General features: G+C 50.2%; 18 protein-coding genes. 9 read left to right on the top strand and 9 right to left on the bottom strand.

Translation table 11 applies throughout. The annotated features are described in order from the left end of the window. Nucleotides 1–134: 134 nt before the first annotated feature. From H8K38_RS07220 to glpK, 5 genes are all read right to left on the bottom strand, one after another. Entirely contained in the window at nt 135–662 is a 528-nt protein-coding gene (locus H8K38_RS07220) for a DUF2059 domain-containing protein (RefSeq protein ID WP_186884116.1), read from the bottom strand. 1,015 nt (nt 663–1,677) lie between these two features. Then, nucleotides 1,678–2,748 (bottom strand): hypothetical protein, encoded by a 1,071-nt coding sequence (locus H8K38_RS07215; RefSeq protein ID WP_186884115.1) that lies wholly within the window; start codon nt 2,746–2,748, stop codon nt 1,678–1,680. A gap of 13 nt (nt 2,749–2,761) precedes the next feature. Next, a complete protein-coding gene (locus H8K38_RS07210) occupies nt 2,762–3,976 on the bottom strand; it encodes a DUF3419 family protein (RefSeq protein WP_186884114.1) in 1,215 nt (404 codons plus the stop codon). A 125-nt stretch (nt 3,977–4,101) separates the two neighbouring features. Beyond that, the gene (locus H8K38_RS07205; RefSeq protein WP_186884113.1) at nt 4,102–4,500 is read right to left on the bottom strand and encodes a hypothetical protein; all 399 of its coding nucleotides are present in this window, start codon (nt 4,498–4,500) and stop codon (nt 4,102–4,104) included. A 210-nt stretch (nt 4,501–4,710) separates the two neighbouring features. Beyond that, complete coding sequence (gene glpK / locus H8K38_RS07200; RefSeq protein WP_186884112.1) at nt 4,711–6,180, bottom strand: glycerol kinase GlpK; 1,470 nt, start codon at nt 6,178–6,180, stop codon at nt 4,711–4,713. A 112-nt stretch (nt 6,181–6,292) separates the two neighbouring features. Here glpK and H8K38_RS07195 point away from each other — a divergent pair, with 112 nt between their 5' ends. Next, nucleotides 6,293–6,562 carry a hypothetical protein gene (locus H8K38_RS07195; protein ID WP_186884111.1) on the top strand — a complete coding sequence of 90 codons (270 nt, stop codon included), beginning with the start codon at nt 6,293–6,295 and terminating at the stop codon, nt 6,560–6,562. Between the two features lie 41 nt (nt 6,563–6,603). Here the strand turns inward: H8K38_RS07195 and H8K38_RS07190 are convergent, their stop codons facing one another. The 4 genes from H8K38_RS07190 to H8K38_RS07175 all read right to left on the bottom strand — a co-directional run bounded on the left by H8K38_RS07190 (nt 6,604) and on the right by H8K38_RS07175 (nt 9,227). Continuing rightward, nucleotides 6,604–7,044 (bottom strand): FKBP-type peptidyl-prolyl cis-trans isomerase, encoded by a 441-nt coding sequence (locus H8K38_RS07190; protein WP_186884110.1) that lies wholly within the window; start codon nt 7,042–7,044, stop codon nt 6,604–6,606. An 82-nt stretch (nt 7,045–7,126) separates the two neighbouring features. After that, nucleotides 7,127–7,390, bottom strand: coding sequence for a hypothetical protein (locus tag H8K38_RS07185; RefSeq protein ID WP_186884109.1), 264 nt, complete (start codon nt 7,388–7,390; stop codon nt 7,127–7,129). After that, on the bottom strand, nt 7,390–8,076 hold the full coding sequence (locus tag H8K38_RS07180; RefSeq protein ID WP_186884108.1) for an ABC transporter substrate-binding protein: 687 nt from the start codon (nt 8,074–8,076) through the stop codon (nt 7,390–7,392). Before H8K38_RS07180 ends, H8K38_RS07185 begins: the two co-directional genes overlap by 1 nt. Before the next feature lie 257 nt (nt 8,077–8,333). Further along, complete coding sequence (locus tag H8K38_RS07175; RefSeq protein ID WP_186884107.1) at nt 8,334–9,227, bottom strand: LysR family transcriptional regulator; 894 nt, start codon at nt 9,225–9,227, stop codon at nt 8,334–8,336. A 169-nt stretch (nt 9,228–9,396) separates the two neighbouring features. On the opposite strand from H8K38_RS07175, the gene H8K38_RS07170 reads away from it, so the two are divergent. The 8 genes from H8K38_RS07170 (at nt 9,397) to H8K38_RS07135 (ending at nt 18,931) form a co-directional block, all read left to right on the top strand. Continuing rightward, a complete protein-coding gene (locus H8K38_RS07170) occupies nt 9,397–10,893 on the top strand; it encodes a CoA-acylating methylmalonate-semialdehyde dehydrogenase (RefSeq protein WP_186884106.1) in 1,497 nt (498 codons plus the stop codon). A 188-nt stretch (nt 10,894–11,081) separates the two neighbouring features. Then, on the top strand, nt 11,082–12,143 hold the full coding sequence (locus tag H8K38_RS07165; protein WP_186884105.1) for a nitronate monooxygenase family protein: 1,062 nt from the start codon (nt 11,082–11,084) through the stop codon (nt 12,141–12,143). A gap of 11 nt (nt 12,144–12,154) precedes the next feature. Further along, nucleotides 12,155–13,780: a GMC family oxidoreductase gene (locus H8K38_RS07160; protein WP_186884104.1), complete on the top strand. Its 1,626-nt coding sequence runs from the start codon at nt 12,155–12,157 to the stop codon at nt 13,778–13,780. A gap of 293 nt (nt 13,781–14,073) precedes the next feature. After that, a complete protein-coding gene (locus H8K38_RS07155; RefSeq protein WP_186884103.1) occupies nt 14,074–14,847 on the top strand; it encodes an ABC transporter ATP-binding protein in 774 nt (257 codons plus the stop codon). After that, nucleotides 14,844–15,578, top strand: a complete 735-nt coding sequence (locus H8K38_RS07150) for an ABC transporter ATP-binding protein (RefSeq protein ID WP_186884102.1) — start codon at nt 14,844–14,846, stop codon at nt 15,576–15,578. Before H8K38_RS07155 ends, H8K38_RS07150 begins: the two co-directional genes overlap by 4 nt. A 69-nt stretch (nt 15,579–15,647) precedes the next feature. Then, the gene (locus H8K38_RS07145; RefSeq protein WP_186884101.1) at nt 15,648–16,859 is read left to right on the top strand and encodes an ABC transporter substrate-binding protein; all 1,212 of its coding nucleotides are present in this window, start codon (nt 15,648–15,650) and stop codon (nt 16,857–16,859) included. 195 nt (nt 16,860–17,054) lie between these two features. Continuing rightward, the gene (locus H8K38_RS07140) at nt 17,055–17,939 is read left to right on the top strand and encodes a branched-chain amino acid ABC transporter permease (RefSeq protein ID WP_186884100.1); all 885 of its coding nucleotides are present in this window, start codon (nt 17,055–17,057) and stop codon (nt 17,937–17,939) included. Nucleotides 17,940–17,950: 11 nt separating this feature from the next. Then, complete coding sequence (locus H8K38_RS07135) at nt 17,951–18,931, top strand: branched-chain amino acid ABC transporter permease (protein WP_186884099.1); 981 nt, start codon at nt 17,951–17,953, stop codon at nt 18,929–18,931. The last annotated feature ends 198 nt before the right edge of the window (nt 18,932–19,129 follow it).

The raw sequence follows: 19,129 nt of genomic DNA, 5'->3' as shown, positions 1-19,129 counted from the left end.
AAATGCATGAAAAACTGGAACAAATCAGGGATTTTTTTTTGATGAAGATTTTTTTTGGCATCAGCAGAAAAATAAATTAACAAAAAAATTAACGACATTTAATGAAAATTAAAATAATTTTAAATAAAGATAAATCATTTTAATGCTTTTTTCTTTTTATCGATATTCGCAAATTCTTCGTTTAATTCCTTTTGAGCCTGTTTCACTTTTTCAGCCATAGGCTTTAATTTTGCCTGCATTTGCGTCATGGTTTGCTGCATGATGGCCGGAATTTTTTGCACATAGGCTTTGCCAGCAGGCGATTTATAAAATGCAGTAATGCCATCAACGTCTTCCTGCGTCAGCGAGCTGGCATAGATGCTGATCAGTATCGGTTCCATTTTTTCCCAGGAAAGTTCTTCTTTTTGAATCGCAATCATCTTTTCGCGGAATTTATCCAGCGCTTTTTGCTTTTCTTCATCGATTTTCGTACTACTGGCAGCGTCACGCATGATGCCGGCGGTCATATTGTCAATTTGCGATTGAACTGATTGCAGCAATTCTTTGCTCTGCGTTGCCTGCAATAACTCTTTGATGGACGCATCGGTCGGTGCAGCAGCGTGAGCTGTTGCCACAAAAAGACTGAGTGTCAGGCTAAGCGACAAGGTATGCCAAAGTTTCATGAATATCCCCAGAAGAAAAAGACGAAGAACCCGCCGTAATGCGGTGCTGGATTTCTAAGTAACGGATTCTAAAGGAAATTTTTGCTTGTGGGGATTTAGCTTTTTTTGCCTGTGGATACCTTTAAAGATAATAACTTTATATATAAATAGTAGTAGTTGTTAACGCCATTCATGTGCTGTGGATAAGTCAGTAAACGTCCACAGAATCAATTATTTAAGCAATTGATAAGGCGGTGCAAAAAGTCTGTATATCCACAGGATAAAATCGGGATAGAAAAGTATCCGGCCAGCATTTACTTGTTTACGCACAATGTATGCAGTGGATATCAGTGAGCTTATCCACAAAAATATTTTCAAAAAACGTGGCTTTTCTGTCTTTTTGCGGCTGTTTTGATAAAAAAATGGTCAGCAATAAACTTGTTTTCCACTGGCATACGGCTTTTGTGGGTAAAAAAACTGGCTTTTCAACATGGTGTTATTCATTTTTTCGACGTTTAAAAAAAATCAGGCGTTCTTTCTACATGGATTGCTGATCTATTTTTAAATTGAGTTGAAACAGGATCAGATTTAAAAATTTTTAAATTTAAATCTGTTTGTGGTTTGCGATGAGCTGAAACTTTGAAAAATATTCAAAACCGGTTTACTTATATAACTTAGTTTATATATACATAGTAGTGATAGTTAACGGCGCGATATTTTGTGGATAAGTCCTTATTTATTCACATAAACAAAGACTTAGTGACTGTATATCTGTTCTGATAAGCCTTGTATCGTTTGATGACAGTTTTGGGATAAATAAAAACCTGGGGAAAAGTCTGACGGTTTTCCCCAAACGATACTGTGGATATGCAAAGCCTTATCCACAGGGTTTTAACTCTGATTCGGCGTTAATTTTTGTACTTGTTATGGTTTTATAGGCTCGGCGTTGAGCTTGAATGCTTGCAAGTGTTGTCTTAATTTTTATTCAGGTATTCAGTAAAACGGCGATGTCGTGCTGTTGATTGATGCCGATTGATTATGAAGGACGATAAACACATTGCTGAAACAGCGCAGAGAACCACCGGTTGGCGATTTTCTGAGTAGTTGGCAAGTGTTGATCGTAAACGGCGGTATATTCAATCGCACTATGACTGTGGTCGGGAGCGATTTTCTGCTCAGTACCGCAGTGCAGGCGCAATTGTTTTTGCCGTGCTTCCCGGATGAATAAGTCATGTAGCAGGTGTTCCGGTTTTACTGACACAGGCAAGTTGTGATCCCACGCCATCAACGGGGCAGTGAGCCAGTCGCTGTCTGTTTGTGTATAAGTTCCCAGGACGCCGACCCAGTGTCCTTGCCAGCGCAGGCCAGTCAGTTCAACAAATCCGGTTTCCAGACATAATTCAAAAAATGCCAGACTGAAATTCGTCTGCAGGTGATAGCTTTGCTCCGCCTTGTGCTGCAGATACAGCGCATGCAATTCATGCAGATCGCTATTGTTGAGCTGATCCTGACCGACAATCTCGACATCAGCGTCAGGCCAGAAACTGGTTGGATGGGTTTGCTGCGGATCCGACAGGAAGACGGTACGTGTCGCTACCATTTTCCAACCCAGATTACACAGATGTTGCATCAGTTGCGGACAAACTTCAGAGCTGAGATGCTGCATCATCAACGGACGTTGCGGATGTGCTGTCTGCAATCGTTCTGTCATCAGCCGGATATCGTCTGCCCCCCAGGCCGGATAAAGGCTGGTCGGCAGCAGGTAATTGGCAACCAGGGCAGCCTGATCCAGCTTGCCGGTGTGCATGAGTGCCGATAACGGCCCATAGACCAGACATGACAGGGCATCAGCTATGCGGGCGGTGGCGGAAGCCGACTGTGTCAGACGGTAGCGGTTGGCACGCAGCCAAGCCGAACGCGGGCTGGACGCGGCGCATTCTTGCCAATCGCTGTGTTCAAGCAAGCTGACGGGATGGCTGTGGCCACCAAATTCTATGGTCTGGATCTGGCAATGGGCATTACTGACCCAATGATTGCCACCGCGTGAACGTGCGGTCAGCAACCATAGGGCATCAGCCACCAGACGCGGTGGGATGGAATTATTCAAATCAGGAAAAGACTCAGGTTTTTTGATAGAGATGCATGCCGCCGTAAATGGCCGAACGGTCAATCGCGTGCAAAGCACGGTTATGTCCGGTATCGGTATGCCATGTGGATAACAATGTGCTTGGTAATGCCGGTTCCAATGGCGATGACTGACCCGCGGTACGGAACACGACTCTGGCACCGGGGGCAGCAGTGCGGTTGACTTCTTCCCACAGACTGATGAGTTGTGATTGATCCATCCAATCTTGTGCATCGAGGAAAACATAGGCATCCATTGAAGCACGTGGCTGGGTACGCAGGAAATCGGTCATCGTCAGATGATGCGCATGCAGGCGGTCGATATTGCGGCGCAGGCTAAAAAAATGCGCTTGTTGCAGATACATGGGCAAGGAGGCCTGACGCCGTATGTCATAGCGCCGGCCAAATGCCTGTTGCGCGAAACAATTCTGATCCAGTGGAAAATCGCAGGATAAATGCCGCATTCTTTCTTTGAATAAGACATGTAATCCTTCTCCGGCATCTTTTTTCAACGCCGCGAACTGCGAGAGTGGTACACCCAGGCTATACAGCGCCAGCGGCTGTTGCGCCAGCAGTTTGAACAGACTTGTATCAAATACCGGGGCAATGTAATGGTCGAATATATCGCGTTGTTCCTGCACGCTGCGGGCTTCGAGCATTTTGCTCATGTCGCCGCCCATCAATCTGACAAAGCCGTGGGCGAAGCTGATGAAGCGGCCAAGCAAACCGTGTTGATATGCCTGATCGGTAAAGTAGTGATAGCGAGGCTTGCCTGTGATCGTGCGGCTTTCCCAAAAGCTACTCGCATCTTCGGATAAATGCTGACGGATATGACGTTTATATCGTTTCAGATTATCGGCATGATTCGCGTCACCGAGATACGCCAGCACAGCATCATAATCGGGCAGATGTTTGATCGCGGTCTGTTTGATGTTGAGCATCGCCAGATGCGCTGCGTTCAGATCAACCGCGTGTACGGCCGCCGGTTCGGCAGATAAATACGCCAGCGCGTTACAACCGCCGGAAGAAATCGTGACGATGTTGGCACCGGGACGTAATTGCAGCGCATGCAGATCGGCTTGCGGGTCTTCCCAGATCTGCGCATGAACGAGGCGGCTGAACCAGTGCGCGAACAGTTTGTCAGCGACGCCTTTACGACCCTGGGTCGTCGAGTTAAACACCGCGCTGGCGATCAGTGCTTTGCTGGACATATTGTTCTCCGATTATCGTTATTGATAATGGAGACTGTAGGCCGGGCAGGTGACAGGCTGGTGACAAACAGATGAAGTTTTGGTGAAAAACGAACAGCGGTAGCAGTGTTTCGCCAACGGCGGGCTCAGTTTTCTTTGCTATGCCGGATAGATAAGCGACGGCGACGGGCAACGATGAACAGATACAACTGATACGCGAAATAGAGCGAGGCTAAGACGGGCATCGATGCGACCAGAAAAAACAAACCACCCGATAGTGGCACCGGGCCAGACCAGACTTGTGCAGCAGTGATAGGGGCGGATTCTTTTTTCTTTTCCGGTTCAGGCATTTTCGGTGTGTCGATGACGACGCCGGTCGTTTGTTTTGGTAAATCTTCCGGCGCGACGACGAACACCGATTGCGAGACGGATGGGGCGACTGATTGTGACGTTGGTGCAGGTGGCGCTGATGGCGTGGTATCAGCAGCAAAGACTGTGACGCTGAATAATTGCATTGCCAGAACCAGAGCGCACTTGAGTTTCATGAGTGGAGAGCAGTAAAAAGTACAGAAAAATATAAAACGCTGAGCATCAAATGCTGCGTCAATCGCAGGTGAAGCTTCGCTGCATTTCGCAAAACGAAGGCAGTTCCGGTTCGTTCATCGTCATTGCCGATCACGAACCAGCCTGCATTTTATCCATAAACCGTGTTCATGGTGACCTTATCGCTGGCTGACTGCCTTGTGCGTTAATGTTCAGCGCACCCGGTTTACCGCCGTTTCCCATTCAGCCATCAGCGCTTGTGCCTGCGCGCGGCTCATGGTCGGGATAAATTGTCTGTCCATTCTCCAGGTTGCCGCGCATTCATCCTGATTCGCAAAAATACCGACACCGAGCCCGGCCAGATAAGCCGCGCCCAGAGCCGTGGTTTCCGTTACTTTTGGCCGGATGACGGGAATGCCGAGTAAATTTGCCTGAAATTGCAGCAACAGATTGTTGGCTGCAGCGCCACCGTCGACGCGCAATTCAGTGATCGGGGATACCGCATCCTTCACCATCGCCAGCAATACGGCGGTACTTTGAAACGCAATGGATTCAAGTGCTGCCCGGGCAATATGGGCAACCGTGCTGCCACGGCTCAGACCGACAATCGCGGCTTTGGCGTCGGCCACCCAGTACGGTGCGCCGAGTCCGGTAAATGAGGGTACAAAGACCACGCCGCCGGAATCCGGCACACTGCTGGCCAATTGTTCGACGTCGGTGGAATGTTGTATCGCCTGCAGCCCATCGCGTAGCCATTGCACAACGGCTCCCCCAATAAAGACGCTGCCTTCAAGCGCATATTGGCTGGTGAGGCCCGTCTGACAAGCACTTGTGCTGATTAAGCCATTGTGTGATGTCGCGACTTGCGTGCCGGTGTGCATCAGCATGAAACAACCGGTGCCATAGGTATTCTTTGCCATGCCGGGTGTAAAACACGCCTGCCCGAACAGCGCTGCTTGCTGATCACCGGCAATACCGGCGATGGGGATGGTGCTGCCGAGTAAGCCGCATGTCCCAAACAAATGGCTGGATGGCGACACTTCGGGTAACACCGCAGCAGGAATATCAAACAGAGCAAGTAATTCCTGATCCCATTGTCCCTGATGAATATTCAGCAGCATGGTGCGCGAGGCGTTCGTGATATCGGTCACATGCAGCTTGCCTTCGCTGAGTTGCCACGCCAGCCAGGTATCTATGGTGCCGAATGCCAGTTCGCCGCGTGCCGCCCGCTGCCGCGCGCCGGGAATGTGATCGAGCAGCCATTTGAGTTTGCTTGCTGAAAAATACGGATCGAGTATTAGCCCGGTTTTTGCCTGAATTTTTTCAGCATAACCCTGTGCGCGCAGTTCTTCGCAATACGCTGCGGTGCGGCGGTCTTGCCAGACAATTGCATTGTACAAAGGCTGGCCGGTTTTTTTATCCCATAACACCGTGGTTTCGCGCTGATTCGTGATGCCGATGGCGGCGATGTCATTCGCCTGCAAACGTGCATTGCGCATGGCTTGCTGGCAGGTGACAAACTGACTTTGCCAGATTTCATTGGCATCATGTTCGACCCAACCCGGCTGCGGAAATATCTGACGGAATTCTTGCTGTGCCGAGGCAACGATCTGACCCTGTTCATCGAAAATAATACTGCGTGAACTGGAAGTTCCCTGATCAAGTGCGAGCAAATAAGCCATCGATGATCCTGCCATATGGAAATTGAAAAAAGATGTAAAACTTTGGCTGAGACAAAACCATTATGTTATTTTGCTAATAATATAAAAAACAAAAGGTCAGATTGTGGCGGGAATGATCAGCTTTTCATTATCTTTATTGGTGATGCTGTTATTTGCGGTGGCGACTTTGCGTCGGTCGCGTTTGCTAATGAATTTGTCGTTCGCCGCGATGGTATTGTCCGGCCTGGTTAACTGGTACCAGTTTGTTTTCCCCCAAGGTTTAGAACCCTTGTTTTTTATCGGTACGCTGGCCACCGTGCTGGTGGTTTCTTGTTTTTTTTACGCGGTGTATACATTCGATCCACCGCAGTCGGAACCCCGACAAACCAGCGACCGGGAATAAACTCGTTCAGTCAGGATAAGCGCCAGCATAGCTGGCTTTTTTTACCTTATTCCGACTAATTCCACGTCAAAAATCAGGGTCGCATTCGGTGGAATGACGCCACCCGCACCGCGCGCACCATACGCCAGTTCTGGCGGAATAATCAGGGTACGTTTGCCGCCGACTTTCATACCGACAACTCCCTGATCCCAGCCTTTAATAACCTTGCCGGCACCGACTGTAAAACTGAACGGTGGTCTGCCGGAAGAACTGTCAAACTGGGTTCCATGTTCTTTCGCAGCGAGAGGATCATGCAGCCAGCCGGTGTAATGTACCAGGGCATTATTTCCTGCTGCAATTTCTTGTCCGGTACCGGTTTTAACGTCGATTTTTTGCAACTTGCTACCGACTGTCGCGGTATCACTTTGCATCTGTGCAGTGGCAATATTGCCAGTTAAAAGAACAGACAAACCGAATGCAGCAACAAGCAGACGAGATTTCATCACTAAAACATCCTTTTTGAGTAAGCCATGACTGCAACCGAGAAAACCAACCGGCTCTCGATATGCGCGCCACGGCGATTAATTATTTTTTTGAATTTTGTAATTTCTGCTCAAACGCCAGATCGAGTTTGCTGACTTTTTTCGGCGCCTGTTTTTCGAGAGAATTGACGTAGGCGACGAAGGCATCGATTTCCAGCGGCTCATGTAATACGTCTGGCGTGTTGGTGCCGTTGGAGCGCGTCAGAAAAAAACGACCATCGGCCATGCTGACCATAGAATAGGCGGTGCCGTTGCTACGGTCTTTCAGTCTTTGCACTGCATTACTTGCTTTCGTCGAGCGTGCCATCAGCGGATTCCATATTTACGCATCAGTTTTTCCATCGTGCCATCGTTATCTAATTCGCGATTGATTTTGTTAAAGAGATCAATGCGTTGTTTATCCATGCGGATATTACACAACATATTGAGTTCGATGTTTTTGTAGCGGGCAGCGCGTACGATGTCATTGGCAAAACCCAGTTGTTGGGCCAACGACATGCCATGTAATTCGGAAACCACCCAGTAATCGATGCGTTTGTTGACGAGTAAACGCGGGTTGTCATCGTCTTCGCTGGCGAACGCGATGCGATAACCTTGCTCTGTCAGCTGTAGGCCGGTCGCTGCATTTTTATAGGAGCCGATAGAGTAAGGTTTGGCATCTTCAAATTTCTTTAATACGCGGCTATCGTTTTTCCGCCCGTACAGAACCCAGTTATCATTGGTGAGCGGGCCTACCCATTTGAATAAATTTTCTCGTTCAGGTGTACGACGAAAAGCAAACAGGCAAGTGTTATCGTCGTTTAGTGTCGCGTTCAGCCCGCGTGCGAGTGAGGTGCTATTGATATCCGGGGTTTCACCTGCCCGCTTCATGATTTCTATAATTTTGTCGGTGACGAAACCACGGATTTCTCCCGTTTTCGCTTCGGTATATGAGAACGGTGCGTATTCTTGTATCAGCAAATGCAGATTCTCGGCCAGTGCAATCGAGGGCATAGAGGTAAGACCGGCGGAGAGAATAATAAGAGTCTGGGCTTTCAAAGCATGTACTTTCAGTGCGGCTTACAGGAACTACCGGCATCGAGATTTATTTTTATTTGCGGTAGTCCGGATTGTATACGTCTGCGGCAAAAAATTGATGTTGAGAATGACAATAAAAGCTGCAAATACAACGTGAATTTGATCCGGGAAAAAGCGAGGGCGACAGCAAATTTTTTTGCTTCTTTCTGTTGTCGTCGGTTCTGTTGAAAAAGCTAAATTAATAATTGCCAGCACTGTTTGATCAATTCAAAACTGGCGGCGATCATCGCTTCGTTCTTACGTTTTTCCTGACAAATAATACAAAGTTGCGTTTCAACGCTGACGGCGTCGGCGATGACTAAACCATGTGCGTGCGCTTCCCGTATCGCAATCGCATCGCGGATCAGACTCAGACCCACCCCCGATTTCACCAGATCCAGCATCGATGGTTCCTGGTCCACAAGCGCGACTTTATTCGGCGTCAGATTGAGTTCGGCAAAGATTTTCGTCAACAGACGATTGTGGGCCGATTCGGGCGGTGTCCATATCCATGGCAATTGCGCGAGGCTTTGCCAGCTCTGACCGAGCACACGCTTATTCCAGCCGCTGGGTGCGACCACGCGATAGGTAAAATTAGTCAGCACCACACTGTAAACCGGCGTTTTACCATCGTCCGGTGCTTCGCCGATATAAAAGCCGACATCCAGACTGCCAGCGCGGATTTGTTGTAATACCGAGCCGGACATTCCCTGTTGCAGTCGTGTGGATAACTGTGGATAAGTTTCTACCAGCCGTTTCAGAAAAGCCCCCAGACGCGTAAATTCCGGGTCGAGTATCGTTCCTATCGCCAGTTCGCCGCTCAGCGTGGAGTGTAAAGAATTCGATGCCTGACGAAATTCAACGAGGCAACTTAAGACCCGTTCTGCATACGGAAGCAATTTCGCGCCATCATTCGTCAGCGTCATACCGCTGGCGCTGCGGCTGAATAGTTGCAAATTCAGGCTTTCCTGCAATGCTTTGATTTGCAGGCTGACGGCGGGTTGTGTGACATGCAGACGCTCGGCGGCGCGGGTCAGATTACCTTCTCTGGCGACGGTCACAAAAGCGCGTAATTGAGTGAAATCCATGTTGTCTCCATCAGCGTGGGATATAAACTGGTGTTGATAACACTGGCACGCAGAATTTTTTGAATATTATAAGCATGTCTTATATTGCTATTGAAAATAATTAATTGGATTTGCTATGAGTAGTCCATTAATCTGCTATCGAACTTCCATTTCTGACTAAGGGTTTCTTATGACATCGTTGATACAGCATTTTATGAATGGCCAGGTAGTAAGCTCGGCCAGTGGCCGTCAGCAGGACGTGTTTAATCCGGCGACCGGCGCGGTTGTGGCGCAAGTGGTGCTGGCGAATCTGGACGAAGTGAATGCGGTGGTGGCTGCGGCGAAAGCGGCAGCGCCAGCGTGGGCGGAGACTGCGCCACTCAAGCGTGCACGCATTATGTTCAAATTCAAAGAACTGCTGGATCAGCATCATAAGGAAATTGCCGCGCTGATCACGCGTGAACATGGCAAGGTCTTGTCGGATGCGATGGGCGAAGTCACCCGCGGTATTGAAATCGTTGAATTCGCTTGTGGCATGCCACAACTGTTGAAAACCCAGTTTTCCGACAACATCGGCGGTGGCATCGATAATTACAACCTGCGTCAGCCGCTCGGTGTGACTGCCGGTATTACGCCGTTTAATTTCCCTTTCATGGTACCGATGTGGATGGCGCCGCTGGCGATTGCGACTGGCAACACGTTTATTCTGAAACCTTCTGAGCGCGATCCTTCCTGCGCATTGCTGATTGCTGATCTGTTGAAAAAAGCGGGCTTACCAGACGGCGTGTTCGGCGTATTGCAAGGCGATAAAGTCGCGGTGGATGGCTTGCTGCAGCATCCTGATGTGTCCGCTGTTTCATTCGTTGGTTCGACGCCGATTGCTGAATATATTTACAGCGAAGGCACACGCCTGGGCAAACGCGTACAGGCGCTCGGCGGTGCTAAAAATCATCTGGTTGTGATGCCGGATGCGAATCTGGATCAGGCCGTCGACGCCTTGATGGGCGCGGCATACGGCTCTGCAGGTGAACGTTGCATGGCAATTTCTGTGGCGGTGGCGGTCGGTGATGTGGCCGATAAACTGGTCGCCGCACTGGTGCCCCGCGTAAAAACGCTGATCATTAAAAATGGCATGGAAGCCGATGCCGAAATGGGGCCGGTCGTAACAGCGGTGCACAAGGCAAAAATCGAAGGCTATATTGCCGATGGTGTGGCTGAAGGCGCGCAATTGCTGGTTGATGGACGTGGCTTTTCTGTGCCTGGTCATGAAGGCGGTTTCTTCCTCGGCGGCACACTGTTTGATCACGTCAAAGAAGGCATGAAAATTCATCGCGAAGAGATTTTTGGGCCGGTATTGTGCATCATCCGCGTGCCGGATTTTGCGTCGGCCGTTGAGCTGATTAACCGCCATGAATTCGGCAATGGTGTGTCCTTGTTCACGTCCGATGGCAACACGGCACGCGAATTTTCACGCCGTATTCAGGTCGGGATGGTCGGCATTAACGTGCCTATTCCTGTGCCTATGGCATGGCATTCATTCGGCGGCTGGAAACGTTCTTTATTTGGTGATCAGCATGCGTATGGCGAAGAAGGCATACGCTTCTACACCCGCTACAAATCCGTGATGCAGCGCTGGCCAGACAGCATAGGCAAAGGTGCTGAATTCACGATGCCGGTAGCGAAGTAATTTCCTCTGCTCCCGGTGCGTTGATGTTGTAAAGACTTGCCGGGAGCAGCCCGAATAACCCTCCGCACCCAGATGGCCTCTGCGGGATGGGGGAGTATCTTTCAGTTTGCATCTGATGTCCTTATAAATAAAGGGGATAACGGGTGCAGTAACTCATACTCCTCCCCAGTATGTGAAAGAACCACATTATGTTGACGATCAACACCTTATGCCAGTACCCGATTATCCAGGCGCCGATGGCAGGCGGCGCGACGACGCCGGAACTGGTGGCAGCAGTATCGGAAGCCGGTGCGCTGGGCTCTCTCGCAGCGCCTTTGCTGACGCCGCTGGCGATCATTGAGCAAGCCGAACATATTCGTCGCCTGACGGATAAACCATTTGCCATCAATCTGTTTGTACAGACGCGCCCGCAAGTCGATTTTGCTCAGATAGAGGCGGCCAAATTATTGCTGCAACCGGTGTGCGCCGAATTAGGCTGGACCACCTTGCCGACACCGACCCGGTGGTGCGAGGATTTTGAAGCGCAATTAGATGCTTTGATCACCGCACGACCAGCCGTCGCCAGTTTTACTTTCGATGTTTTGCATGGCAGCCAGGTACAACGTCTGCATGAGGCCGGGATACTGGTGATCGGTACCGCCACCAATCTGGCGGAAGCCATCGTTTGGCAAGCGATCGGTGCCGATGCGATTTGCCTGCAGGGCACGGAGGCTGGCGGACATCGCGGCACTTTCATCGGGGCGCAGCAGGACGCAACGCTGAGCACCGCAGAATTGCTTGCCGTTTGCCGCCCGCAGATACAGATTCCGCTGATCGTTGCGGGCGGCATCATGGATGGTGCGGATATCGCTGCCGCCCTTGCCGCAGGTGCGCAATGGGTGCAGATGGGAACGGCATTCCTGACCACGAAAGAGTCTGGAATTCATCCCGCTTACAAACAGCGTTTACTGGCAGCGACCAGCGACACCAGTGCTACCACGCGCCAGACCCGTGCGTTTTCCGGTCGCTTTGCGCGTGGTCTGGATAACCGTTTCATGCAATTGATGGAATCCGTGGCAGATCAGGTGCCAGCTTACCCTGTGCAAAACGCGCTGACCGGGGCGATACGCTCGGCAGCGGCGAAAGAAAGCAAAACCGAATTCATGTCGCTGTGGTGTGGGCAGGGCGTTGCCCGCGCCCGTGATGTTCATGCTGCAGATCTGGTCGCCACGCTGGTGCAGGAAATGCAGACAGCTTCCCGCAAAAGCTAAGGAAAATATCCATGGAATCAGCAGGACAGTTTGATTACATCGTGATCGGTGCCGGTACTGCCGGCTGTGTATTGGCGAATCGTTTGTCGAAGAACCCGGACAAGCGCGTGTTGTTGCTCGAAGCCGGTGGTAAAGACGATTATGTCTGGATACATATTCCGGTTGGCTATCTGTATTGCATTAATAATCCACGCACAGACTGGATGCTGCGTACCGAAGCCGAACCGGGTCTGAATGGGCGCAGCCTGATTTATCCGCGCGGCAAAGTGCTGGGTGGCTGTTCATCGATCAACGGCATGATTTATATGCGCGGTCAGCAACGGGATTATGATGAATGGGCGGCGCTGACCGGGGACGATAGCTGGCGCTGGGATCAGGTGTTGCCACTGTTTAAAAAGAGCGAAGATCATTACAGCGGCGATGCGGAATTTCACGGTCAGGGCGGCGAGTGGCGCGTGGAAAAGCAGCGCTTGTCGTGGGAAATTCTGGATGCGTTTCGCGATGCGGCGGCAGAAGTCGGCATTCCTAAAACCGACGACTTTAATCGCGGCAATAACGAAGGCTGCGGCTATTTTGATGTGAACCAGAAACGCGGCATACGCTGGAATGCGTCGAAAGCTTTTCTGAAGCCTGCCGCAACACGCGGCAACCTGACGATCATGACTGGCTGCCAGGTCCGGCGTCTGCGCATTGTTGACGATGAACACGGCAAACGTTGTACCGGTGTCGAATTTATTGGCGGCGGTCGTGAGTGGTTTGCTGATGCCGTTCAGGAAACCGTGCTGGCCGCAGGCGCGATAGGATCCCCCGCGATTTTGCAGTATTCCGGGATCGGCAATGGCAGCCATTTGCAGCAAGCCGGTGTGTCTGTGATCCACGATTTGCCGGGGGTCGGTGGTAATTTGCAGGATCATTTGCAGATCCGTTCTGCCTTCAAAATTACGGGTGCGAAAACACTGAACAAGATGGCCAACAGTTTGCTGGGCAAGGCGCGTATCGGTCTCGAATATGCTTTATTTCAGAGCGGCCCGATGTCGATGGCACCGTCACAACTGGGCGCTTTTACCCGCTCTGATGCGTCGCAGGCAACACCGAATCTGCAATACCACGTACAACCTTTATCGCTGGAAAAATTCGGTGATCCTTTGCATGATTTTCCGGCGTTTACCGCGAGTGTCTGTAACCTGCGCCCAACGTCGCGCGGCTATGTCCGAATTACCGGGGCGGACCCTTTAGCGGCACCAAAAATCGTACCGAATTATCTGAGTACGAATGAAGACCGTAAGATTGCAGCGGACTCACTGACGCTGACACGCAAGATCGTTGCGGCGCCTGCGTTGAAAAAATATCAGCCGGAAGAAATGAAACCCGGTGCGCAATTCCGCACGGAAGAAGAATTGGCGAAAGCGGCTGGTGATATCGGCACGACAATTTTTCATCCGGTCGGCACGTGCAAGATGGGACGGCGTGATGATACCAGTGCAGTTGTCGACAGCGATTTACGCGTCATAGGGATCGCCGGGCTGCGGGTGGCAGATGCTTCTGTGATGCCGACAATCACTTCAGGTAATACCAATTCACCGACTGTCATGATCGCTGAAAAAGCGGCGCGGTCTATTTTGTCCGGAGAACGATAAACGAACTTTATTTTTATGTCAGCTTGCGTGAAACTACGTACAGTAGTTATACCGTATTGTTGAAAAATCCGTTTGATAGGTACTATCAAAAATTCAAAGAAACGCCAGTGCTGTATTTGTCGGAAGTCGCATGGCATAACGCTTCAATGCGTTGAGCTGCGGCAACATCAGAGATGGTGACAGGTGCTTTTTGAATAAAAAATAATAATACTTACTGCACGAACAGTAAGTTTGTCATGTTAAAAAAACTGGATCCCCAAAGAGGGCCTGAAGCAAGACAATAAGGAGACGCGATGACCAATGTCATCCTCGAGACTAAGCGCTTGACCAAAGAGTTCAAGGGCTTCACTGCCGTAAGCGAAGTAAATTTACAGGTGCAGCGTGGACATATCCACGCGCTGATCGGGCCGAATGGTGCCGGTAAAACCACCTGTTTTAATTTATTGACCAAATTCCTGGTACCGACATCCGGTGAAATTCTGTTTAACGGGCGTGATATTACGTCTGCGAAACCGGCACAGATTTCGCGCCAGGGCATCATCCGCTCATTTCAGATTTCTGCTGTTTTCCCACACATGACCGTGCTGGAAAATGTCCGCATAGGTTTGCAACGCAGTTTGGGTACGTCGTTTCATTTCTGGAAAAGCGCGAATAGCCTCAGTAACCTGAATGACCGTGCAATGCAGTTGCTGGCTGAAGTCGATCTGACTGAATTTGCCGATACCGTGACCGTGGATCTGCCGTATGGCCGCAAACGCGCTCTTGAAATTGCGACGACGCTGGCGATGGAGCCGGAGATGATGTTGCTGGACGAGCCAACGCAAGGAATGGGGCATGAAGACGTACATCGTGTGACTGAACTGATCAAAAAAGTATCGGCAGGGCGCACCATTCTGATGGTCGAGCACAATATGAGTGTCGTCTCCGGTATCTGCGACAAAATTTCTGTGTTGCAACGCGGTGCGATGCTGGCCGAGGGCACTTATGCTGAAGTATCGAAAAATCCTAAAGTCATGGAAGCCTACATGGGAAGCACCAGCGGCGAATTGGAAGGAGCGCACGCATGAGTGTTTCAACGAATCAAGCCGGAACAAACCCAGCGCTGGAGATTTCGCATCTGCAAGCCTGGTATGGTGAGTCGCATATTTTGCATGATGTGAACCTGGTAGTGAATCAGGGTGAGGTCGTAACTTTGCTTGGTCGGAATGGCGCAGGCCGCACGACAACGATGCGCGCGATCATGGGGCTGACAGGCGCTCGCAAAGGCTCGATCAAAATCAACGGTGTCGAAGCAATCCATTTAGCTACGCATAAAGTCGCGCATCTTGGCGTTGGCTATTGCCCTGAAGAACGCGGAATATTTTCTTCCTTATCCACAGAAGAAAATCTGATGTTGCCACCGCTGGTTTCGCGTGATGCGCAAGGCATGTCGGTAGAAGAAATTTACGACATGTTTCCTAATCTGGCTGAACGTAAAAACAGTCAGGGTACGCGTCTGTCCGGTGGTGAACAACAGATGCTGGCAGTGGCCCGCATTCTGCGTACCGGGGCGCGTTTGTTATTGCTGGACGAAATTTCCGAAGGTCTGGCACCGGTGATTGTGCAGGCTTTGGCACGCATGATTACCACCCTGAAAGCGAAGGGTTACACCATCGTGATGGTGGAACAGAATTTCCGTTTCGCAGCCCCATTGGCGGACCGGTTTTATGTGATGGAACATGGACAGATTGTCGAGACTTTTGCAGCCTCGCAATTGCAGGAAAAAATGCCTGTGTTGAATGAGTTGTTGGGCGTGTAAATTGATGGTGGTGGTTCCTGCAGCCATAGCAATGGCGTGGGCGTTTATAAAAACGATAGGAGAAGACAAATGAATACAAAATTTAAAATTGCCAGTCTGGCTGTGGGTGCAGCACTCGCGGCGTTCGCAGGGACGGCCAGCGCTCAGGTATCGGGCGACGTCGTCAAGATTGGTTTCGTCACAGATATTTCAGGCTTGTATTCTGATATCGACGGTAACGGCGGTGCAGAAGCGATCAGAATGGCGATCGCTGATTTCGGCGGCACTGTACTCGGTAAAAAGATTGTGCTGGTAACGGCCGATCATCAGAATAAAGCGGATATTGCGGCAAGCCGCGCACGTGAGTGGTTTGACCGCGATGGTGTGGATATGCTGATCGGTGGTACTAATTCCGGCACTTCTTTATCGATGTCGAAAGTGGCAGCAGAAAAGAAAAAAGTGTTCATCTCTATCGGCGCCGGTACTGCACGTCTGACCAACGAAGAATGCACACCAAACACAATTCACTATGCTTACGATACCGTCGCGCTGGCGAAGGGCACAGGTTCAGCGGTTGTTAAACAAGGCGGTAAAAGCTGGTATTTCCTGACTGCCGATTATGCATTTGGCGCGTCGCTGGAAAGTGATACGTCCAGCGTTGTGAAAGCCGCTGGTGGCAGTGTTTCCGGATCGGTAAAACATCCATTATCCGCGTCTGATTTTTCTTCATTCCTGTTGCAGGCACAGGCATCGAAAGCCCAGATTCTGGGGTTGGCTAACGCCGGTGGCGATACGATCAATGCGATTAAAGCAGCGAATGAATTTGGTGTTACCAAAACCATGAAGCTCGCTGGTCTGCTGATGTTTATTAACGATATTCACTCTCTGGGACTGAACCTGACAAGTGGCATGTATCTGACGGACAGCTGGTACTGGAATCAGAATGATGAAGCACGTAAATGGTCGCGTCGTTATTTTGAAAAAATGAAAAAGATGCCATCGAGTTTGCAAGCGGCTGATTATTCCGCAACCTTGCAATATCTGAACGCAGTCAAGGCCGCTGGTTCCGACGACACCGATAAAGTGATGGCGAAACTGAAGGCCGCCAAGATCAACGATATCTATGCGAAAAATGGCTACATCCGCGCTGACGGCAGCATGATTCACGATATGTATCTGATGCAGGTGAAGTCGCCAGCCGAATCAAAAGAGCCTTGGGATTACTACAAAGTGGCGCAGACTATTCCAGGTGAACAGGCCTTCACGACGAAAGCCGAATCCAAGTGCGCTCTGTGGAAATAATGCACTGATTTCCCTGCTCCTGTCCTTGGAGCAGGGAAGTTCACGCTGTTTGTGTTGACTCATAAATTGACACATAAATTGATACGTAAGCCGGATGTACGTTGGCGCTGCTTGGTAATGATTTAGCGACGTTGAAATACATCCTTTTCCTGACATCTGCCCGCCGGTTTTGCGGGTTATTTTCTAAAGAGTGCCATGGAAATATTTGGTATTCCGCTTCAGGCGATGCTGAGCCAGCTGTTGCTGGGCTTGGTCAATGGCTCGTTTTACGCGATGCTGTCTCTCGGACTGGCAGTCATTTTTGGCTTGCTGAATGTGATTAATTTTGCGCATGGCGCGCTGTACATGATGGGCGCATTCCTGGCCTGGATGGGCATGAATTATTTTGGCATCAATTATTGGGTGATGCTGATTCTGGCTCCGGTGTTGGTCGGCTTATTTGGCATCATCATAGAAAAGACGATGCTGCGCTGGCTGTATAAGCTCGATCATCTGTACGGATTGTTGCTAACCTTTGGTATCACGCTGATGCTGGAAGGAGTCTTCCGTTCGGTCTATGGCGTTTCTGGGCAACCCTACTCAGTACCGGATGCATTGATGGGGGCGACGAATCTTGGCTTCATGATCCTGCCTAACTATCGCGCATGGGTGGTGATCGCTTCGCTGACCGTGTGTTTTGCAACCTGGTTTGTGATTGAGAAAACCAAGCTTGGCGCTTATTTGCGCGCCGGCACGGAAAACCCGAAACTGGTTGAAGCTTTCGGTGTGAATGTGCCGTTGATGGTGACGCTGACTTACGGTTTCGGCGTAGCGCTTGCTGCGTTTGCCGGGGTGCTGGCAGCACCGGTGATTCAGGTCTCGCCACTGATGGGTTCTAACCTGATCATTACCGTTTTTGCGGTTGTGGTGATTGGTGGCATGGGCTCGATTCTCGGTTCCATACTGACGGGTCTCGCGCTTGGAATTATCGAAGGTCTGACACGCGTTTTCTATCCTGAGTTATCGGCGACCGTTGTCTTCATCGTGATGGCGATCGTGCTGATGATTCGTCCCGCTGGCCTGTTCGGTAAAGAAAAATAATCGGAGCTTCTATGAATAAGAAAATTGGCTATGGCATTGCATTTGCCGTATTGCTGGCAGCACCGTTTTTTGTCTATCCCGTGTTTCTGATGAAGTTGTTGTGCTTTGCTTTGTTTGCCTGCGCTTTTAATTTGCTGATCGGCTTCACCGGCTTGCTGTCGTTTGGTCATGCGGCTTTCTTCGGCGGCGCCGGTTACGTCGCTGGCTGGGCGATCCGTGATGCTGGCTTACCAATGGAACTGGGTATTATGCTTGGTGTACTCGCCGCTGCTCTGATTGGTTTGGTGATGGGCGCTCTGGCGATACGGCGGCAGGGGATTTACTTCACCATGATCACACTGGCGCTGGCGCAGATGTTGTACTTCGTGTTTCTGCAAGCGAAGTTCACCGGTGGCGAGGATGGCTTGCAAGGCGTTCCACGCGGAAAATTACTGGGAAGCCTGGATCTGACATCGGATCTGACTTTGTATTACGTGGTGCTGGCAATTGCGATTGCAGGTTTCGCAGTGGTCGTGCGGGCGATTCATTCTCCTTTTGGTCACGTATTGAAAGCGGTGAAAGAAAACGAACCACGTGCCGTTTCGCTTGGTTACGATGTGGATAAGTACAAACTGGTGGCCTTCGTCTTGTCTGCCGCACTTGCCGGATTAGCTGGCGCGACTAAAACGCTGGTACTCGGTTTTGAGACGCTGACGGACGTGCACTGGACAATGTCTGGCCTCGTGGTGTTAATGACCCTGGTGGGCGGTTTAGGTACCTTGGTGGGCCCGATTGTCGGCGCCATCATTATCGTCGCGTTGGAGAATAAACTTGGTGACCTCGGCAATCTGCTGGCGGACTGGACGACGGTTGACTGGTTTCGTAATCTTGGTGATTCCGTCACGATCGTGACAGGGCTGATTTTTATTGTCTGCGTACTGGCGTTCCGTAAAGGAATTGTCGGCGAGTTGAGTGACCGGCTACAGCGCGTACGTAAAGCGAAACTGAGTTGAGCTAGTTCAGATTTTGTCCTGCCGTAAAAATACCCCGCAAAAGCGGGGTATTTCATTTATGATATTAATTTTAATACAATATAAAAATAGCAATTAATTTTCATCTTAAGACGAGCCTTCTCTTGCTTATTTCACGTGAAACACGGATGTTATCCACTGCCGGATAAACACAGCTCTTTGTAAAAAAACGGATGTCCA

The sequence above is a fragment of the Undibacterium sp. FT79W genome, from assembly GCF_014284215.1.
In the GTDB taxonomy this organism is placed as follows: Bacteria; Pseudomonadota; Gammaproteobacteria; order Burkholderiales; family Burkholderiaceae_D; genus Undibacterium; species Undibacterium aquatile.
This window is presented reverse-complemented; position numbering and strand designations above follow the sequence as displayed.

Coding starts and splice junctions, on each gene's coding strand:
- H8K38_RS07210 (WP_186884114.1), bottom strand. CDS start 3,976: ATGTCCAGCAAAGCACTGATCGCCAGCGCGGTGTTTAACTCGACGACC.
- H8K38_RS07180 (WP_186884108.1), bottom strand. CDS start 8,076: ATGCCCTCGATTGCACTGGCCGAGAATCTGCATTTGCTGATACAAGAA.
- glpK (WP_186884112.1), bottom strand. CDS start 6,180: ATGGCTTATTTGCTCGCACTTGATCAGGGAACTTCCAGTTCACGCAGT.
- H8K38_RS07195 (WP_186884111.1), top strand. CDS start 6,293: ATGATCAGCTTTTCATTATCTTTATTGGTGATGCTGTTATTTGCGGTG.
- H8K38_RS07160 (WP_186884104.1), top strand. CDS start 12,155: ATGGAATCAGCAGGACAGTTTGATTACATCGTGATCGGTGCCGGTACT.
- H8K38_RS07145 (WP_186884101.1), top strand. CDS start 15,648: ATGAATACAAAATTTAAAATTGCCAGTCTGGCTGTGGGTGCAGCACTC.
- H8K38_RS07150 (WP_186884102.1), top strand. CDS start 14,844: ATGAGTGTTTCAACGAATCAAGCCGGAACAAACCCAGCGCTGGAGATT.
- H8K38_RS07155 (WP_186884103.1), top strand. CDS start 14,074: ATGACCAATGTCATCCTCGAGACTAAGCGCTTGACCAAAGAGTTCAAG.
- H8K38_RS07175 (WP_186884107.1), bottom strand. CDS start 9,227: ATGGATTTCACTCAATTACGCGCTTTTGTGACCGTCGCCAGAGAAGGT.
- H8K38_RS07220 (WP_186884116.1), bottom strand. CDS start 662: ATGAAACTTTGGCATACCTTGTCGCTTAGCCTGACACTCAGTCTTTTT.
- H8K38_RS07170 (WP_186884106.1), top strand. CDS start 9,397: ATGACATCGTTGATACAGCATTTTATGAATGGCCAGGTAGTAAGCTCG.
- H8K38_RS07205 (WP_186884113.1), bottom strand. CDS start 4,500: ATGAAACTCAAGTGCGCTCTGGTTCTGGCAATGCAATTATTCAGCGTC.
- H8K38_RS07165 (WP_186884105.1), top strand. CDS start 11,082: ATGTTGACGATCAACACCTTATGCCAGTACCCGATTATCCAGGCGCCG.
- H8K38_RS07185 (WP_186884109.1), bottom strand. CDS start 7,390: ATGGCACGCTCGACGAAAGCAAGTAATGCAGTGCAAAGACTGAAAGAC.
- H8K38_RS07140 (WP_186884100.1), top strand. CDS start 17,055: ATGGAAATATTTGGTATTCCGCTTCAGGCGATGCTGAGCCAGCTGTTG.
- H8K38_RS07135 (WP_186884099.1), top strand. CDS start 17,951: ATGAATAAGAAAATTGGCTATGGCATTGCATTTGCCGTATTGCTGGCA.
- H8K38_RS07190 (WP_186884110.1), bottom strand. CDS start 7,044: ATGAAATCTCGTCTGCTTGTTGCTGCATTCGGTTTGTCTGTTCTTTTA.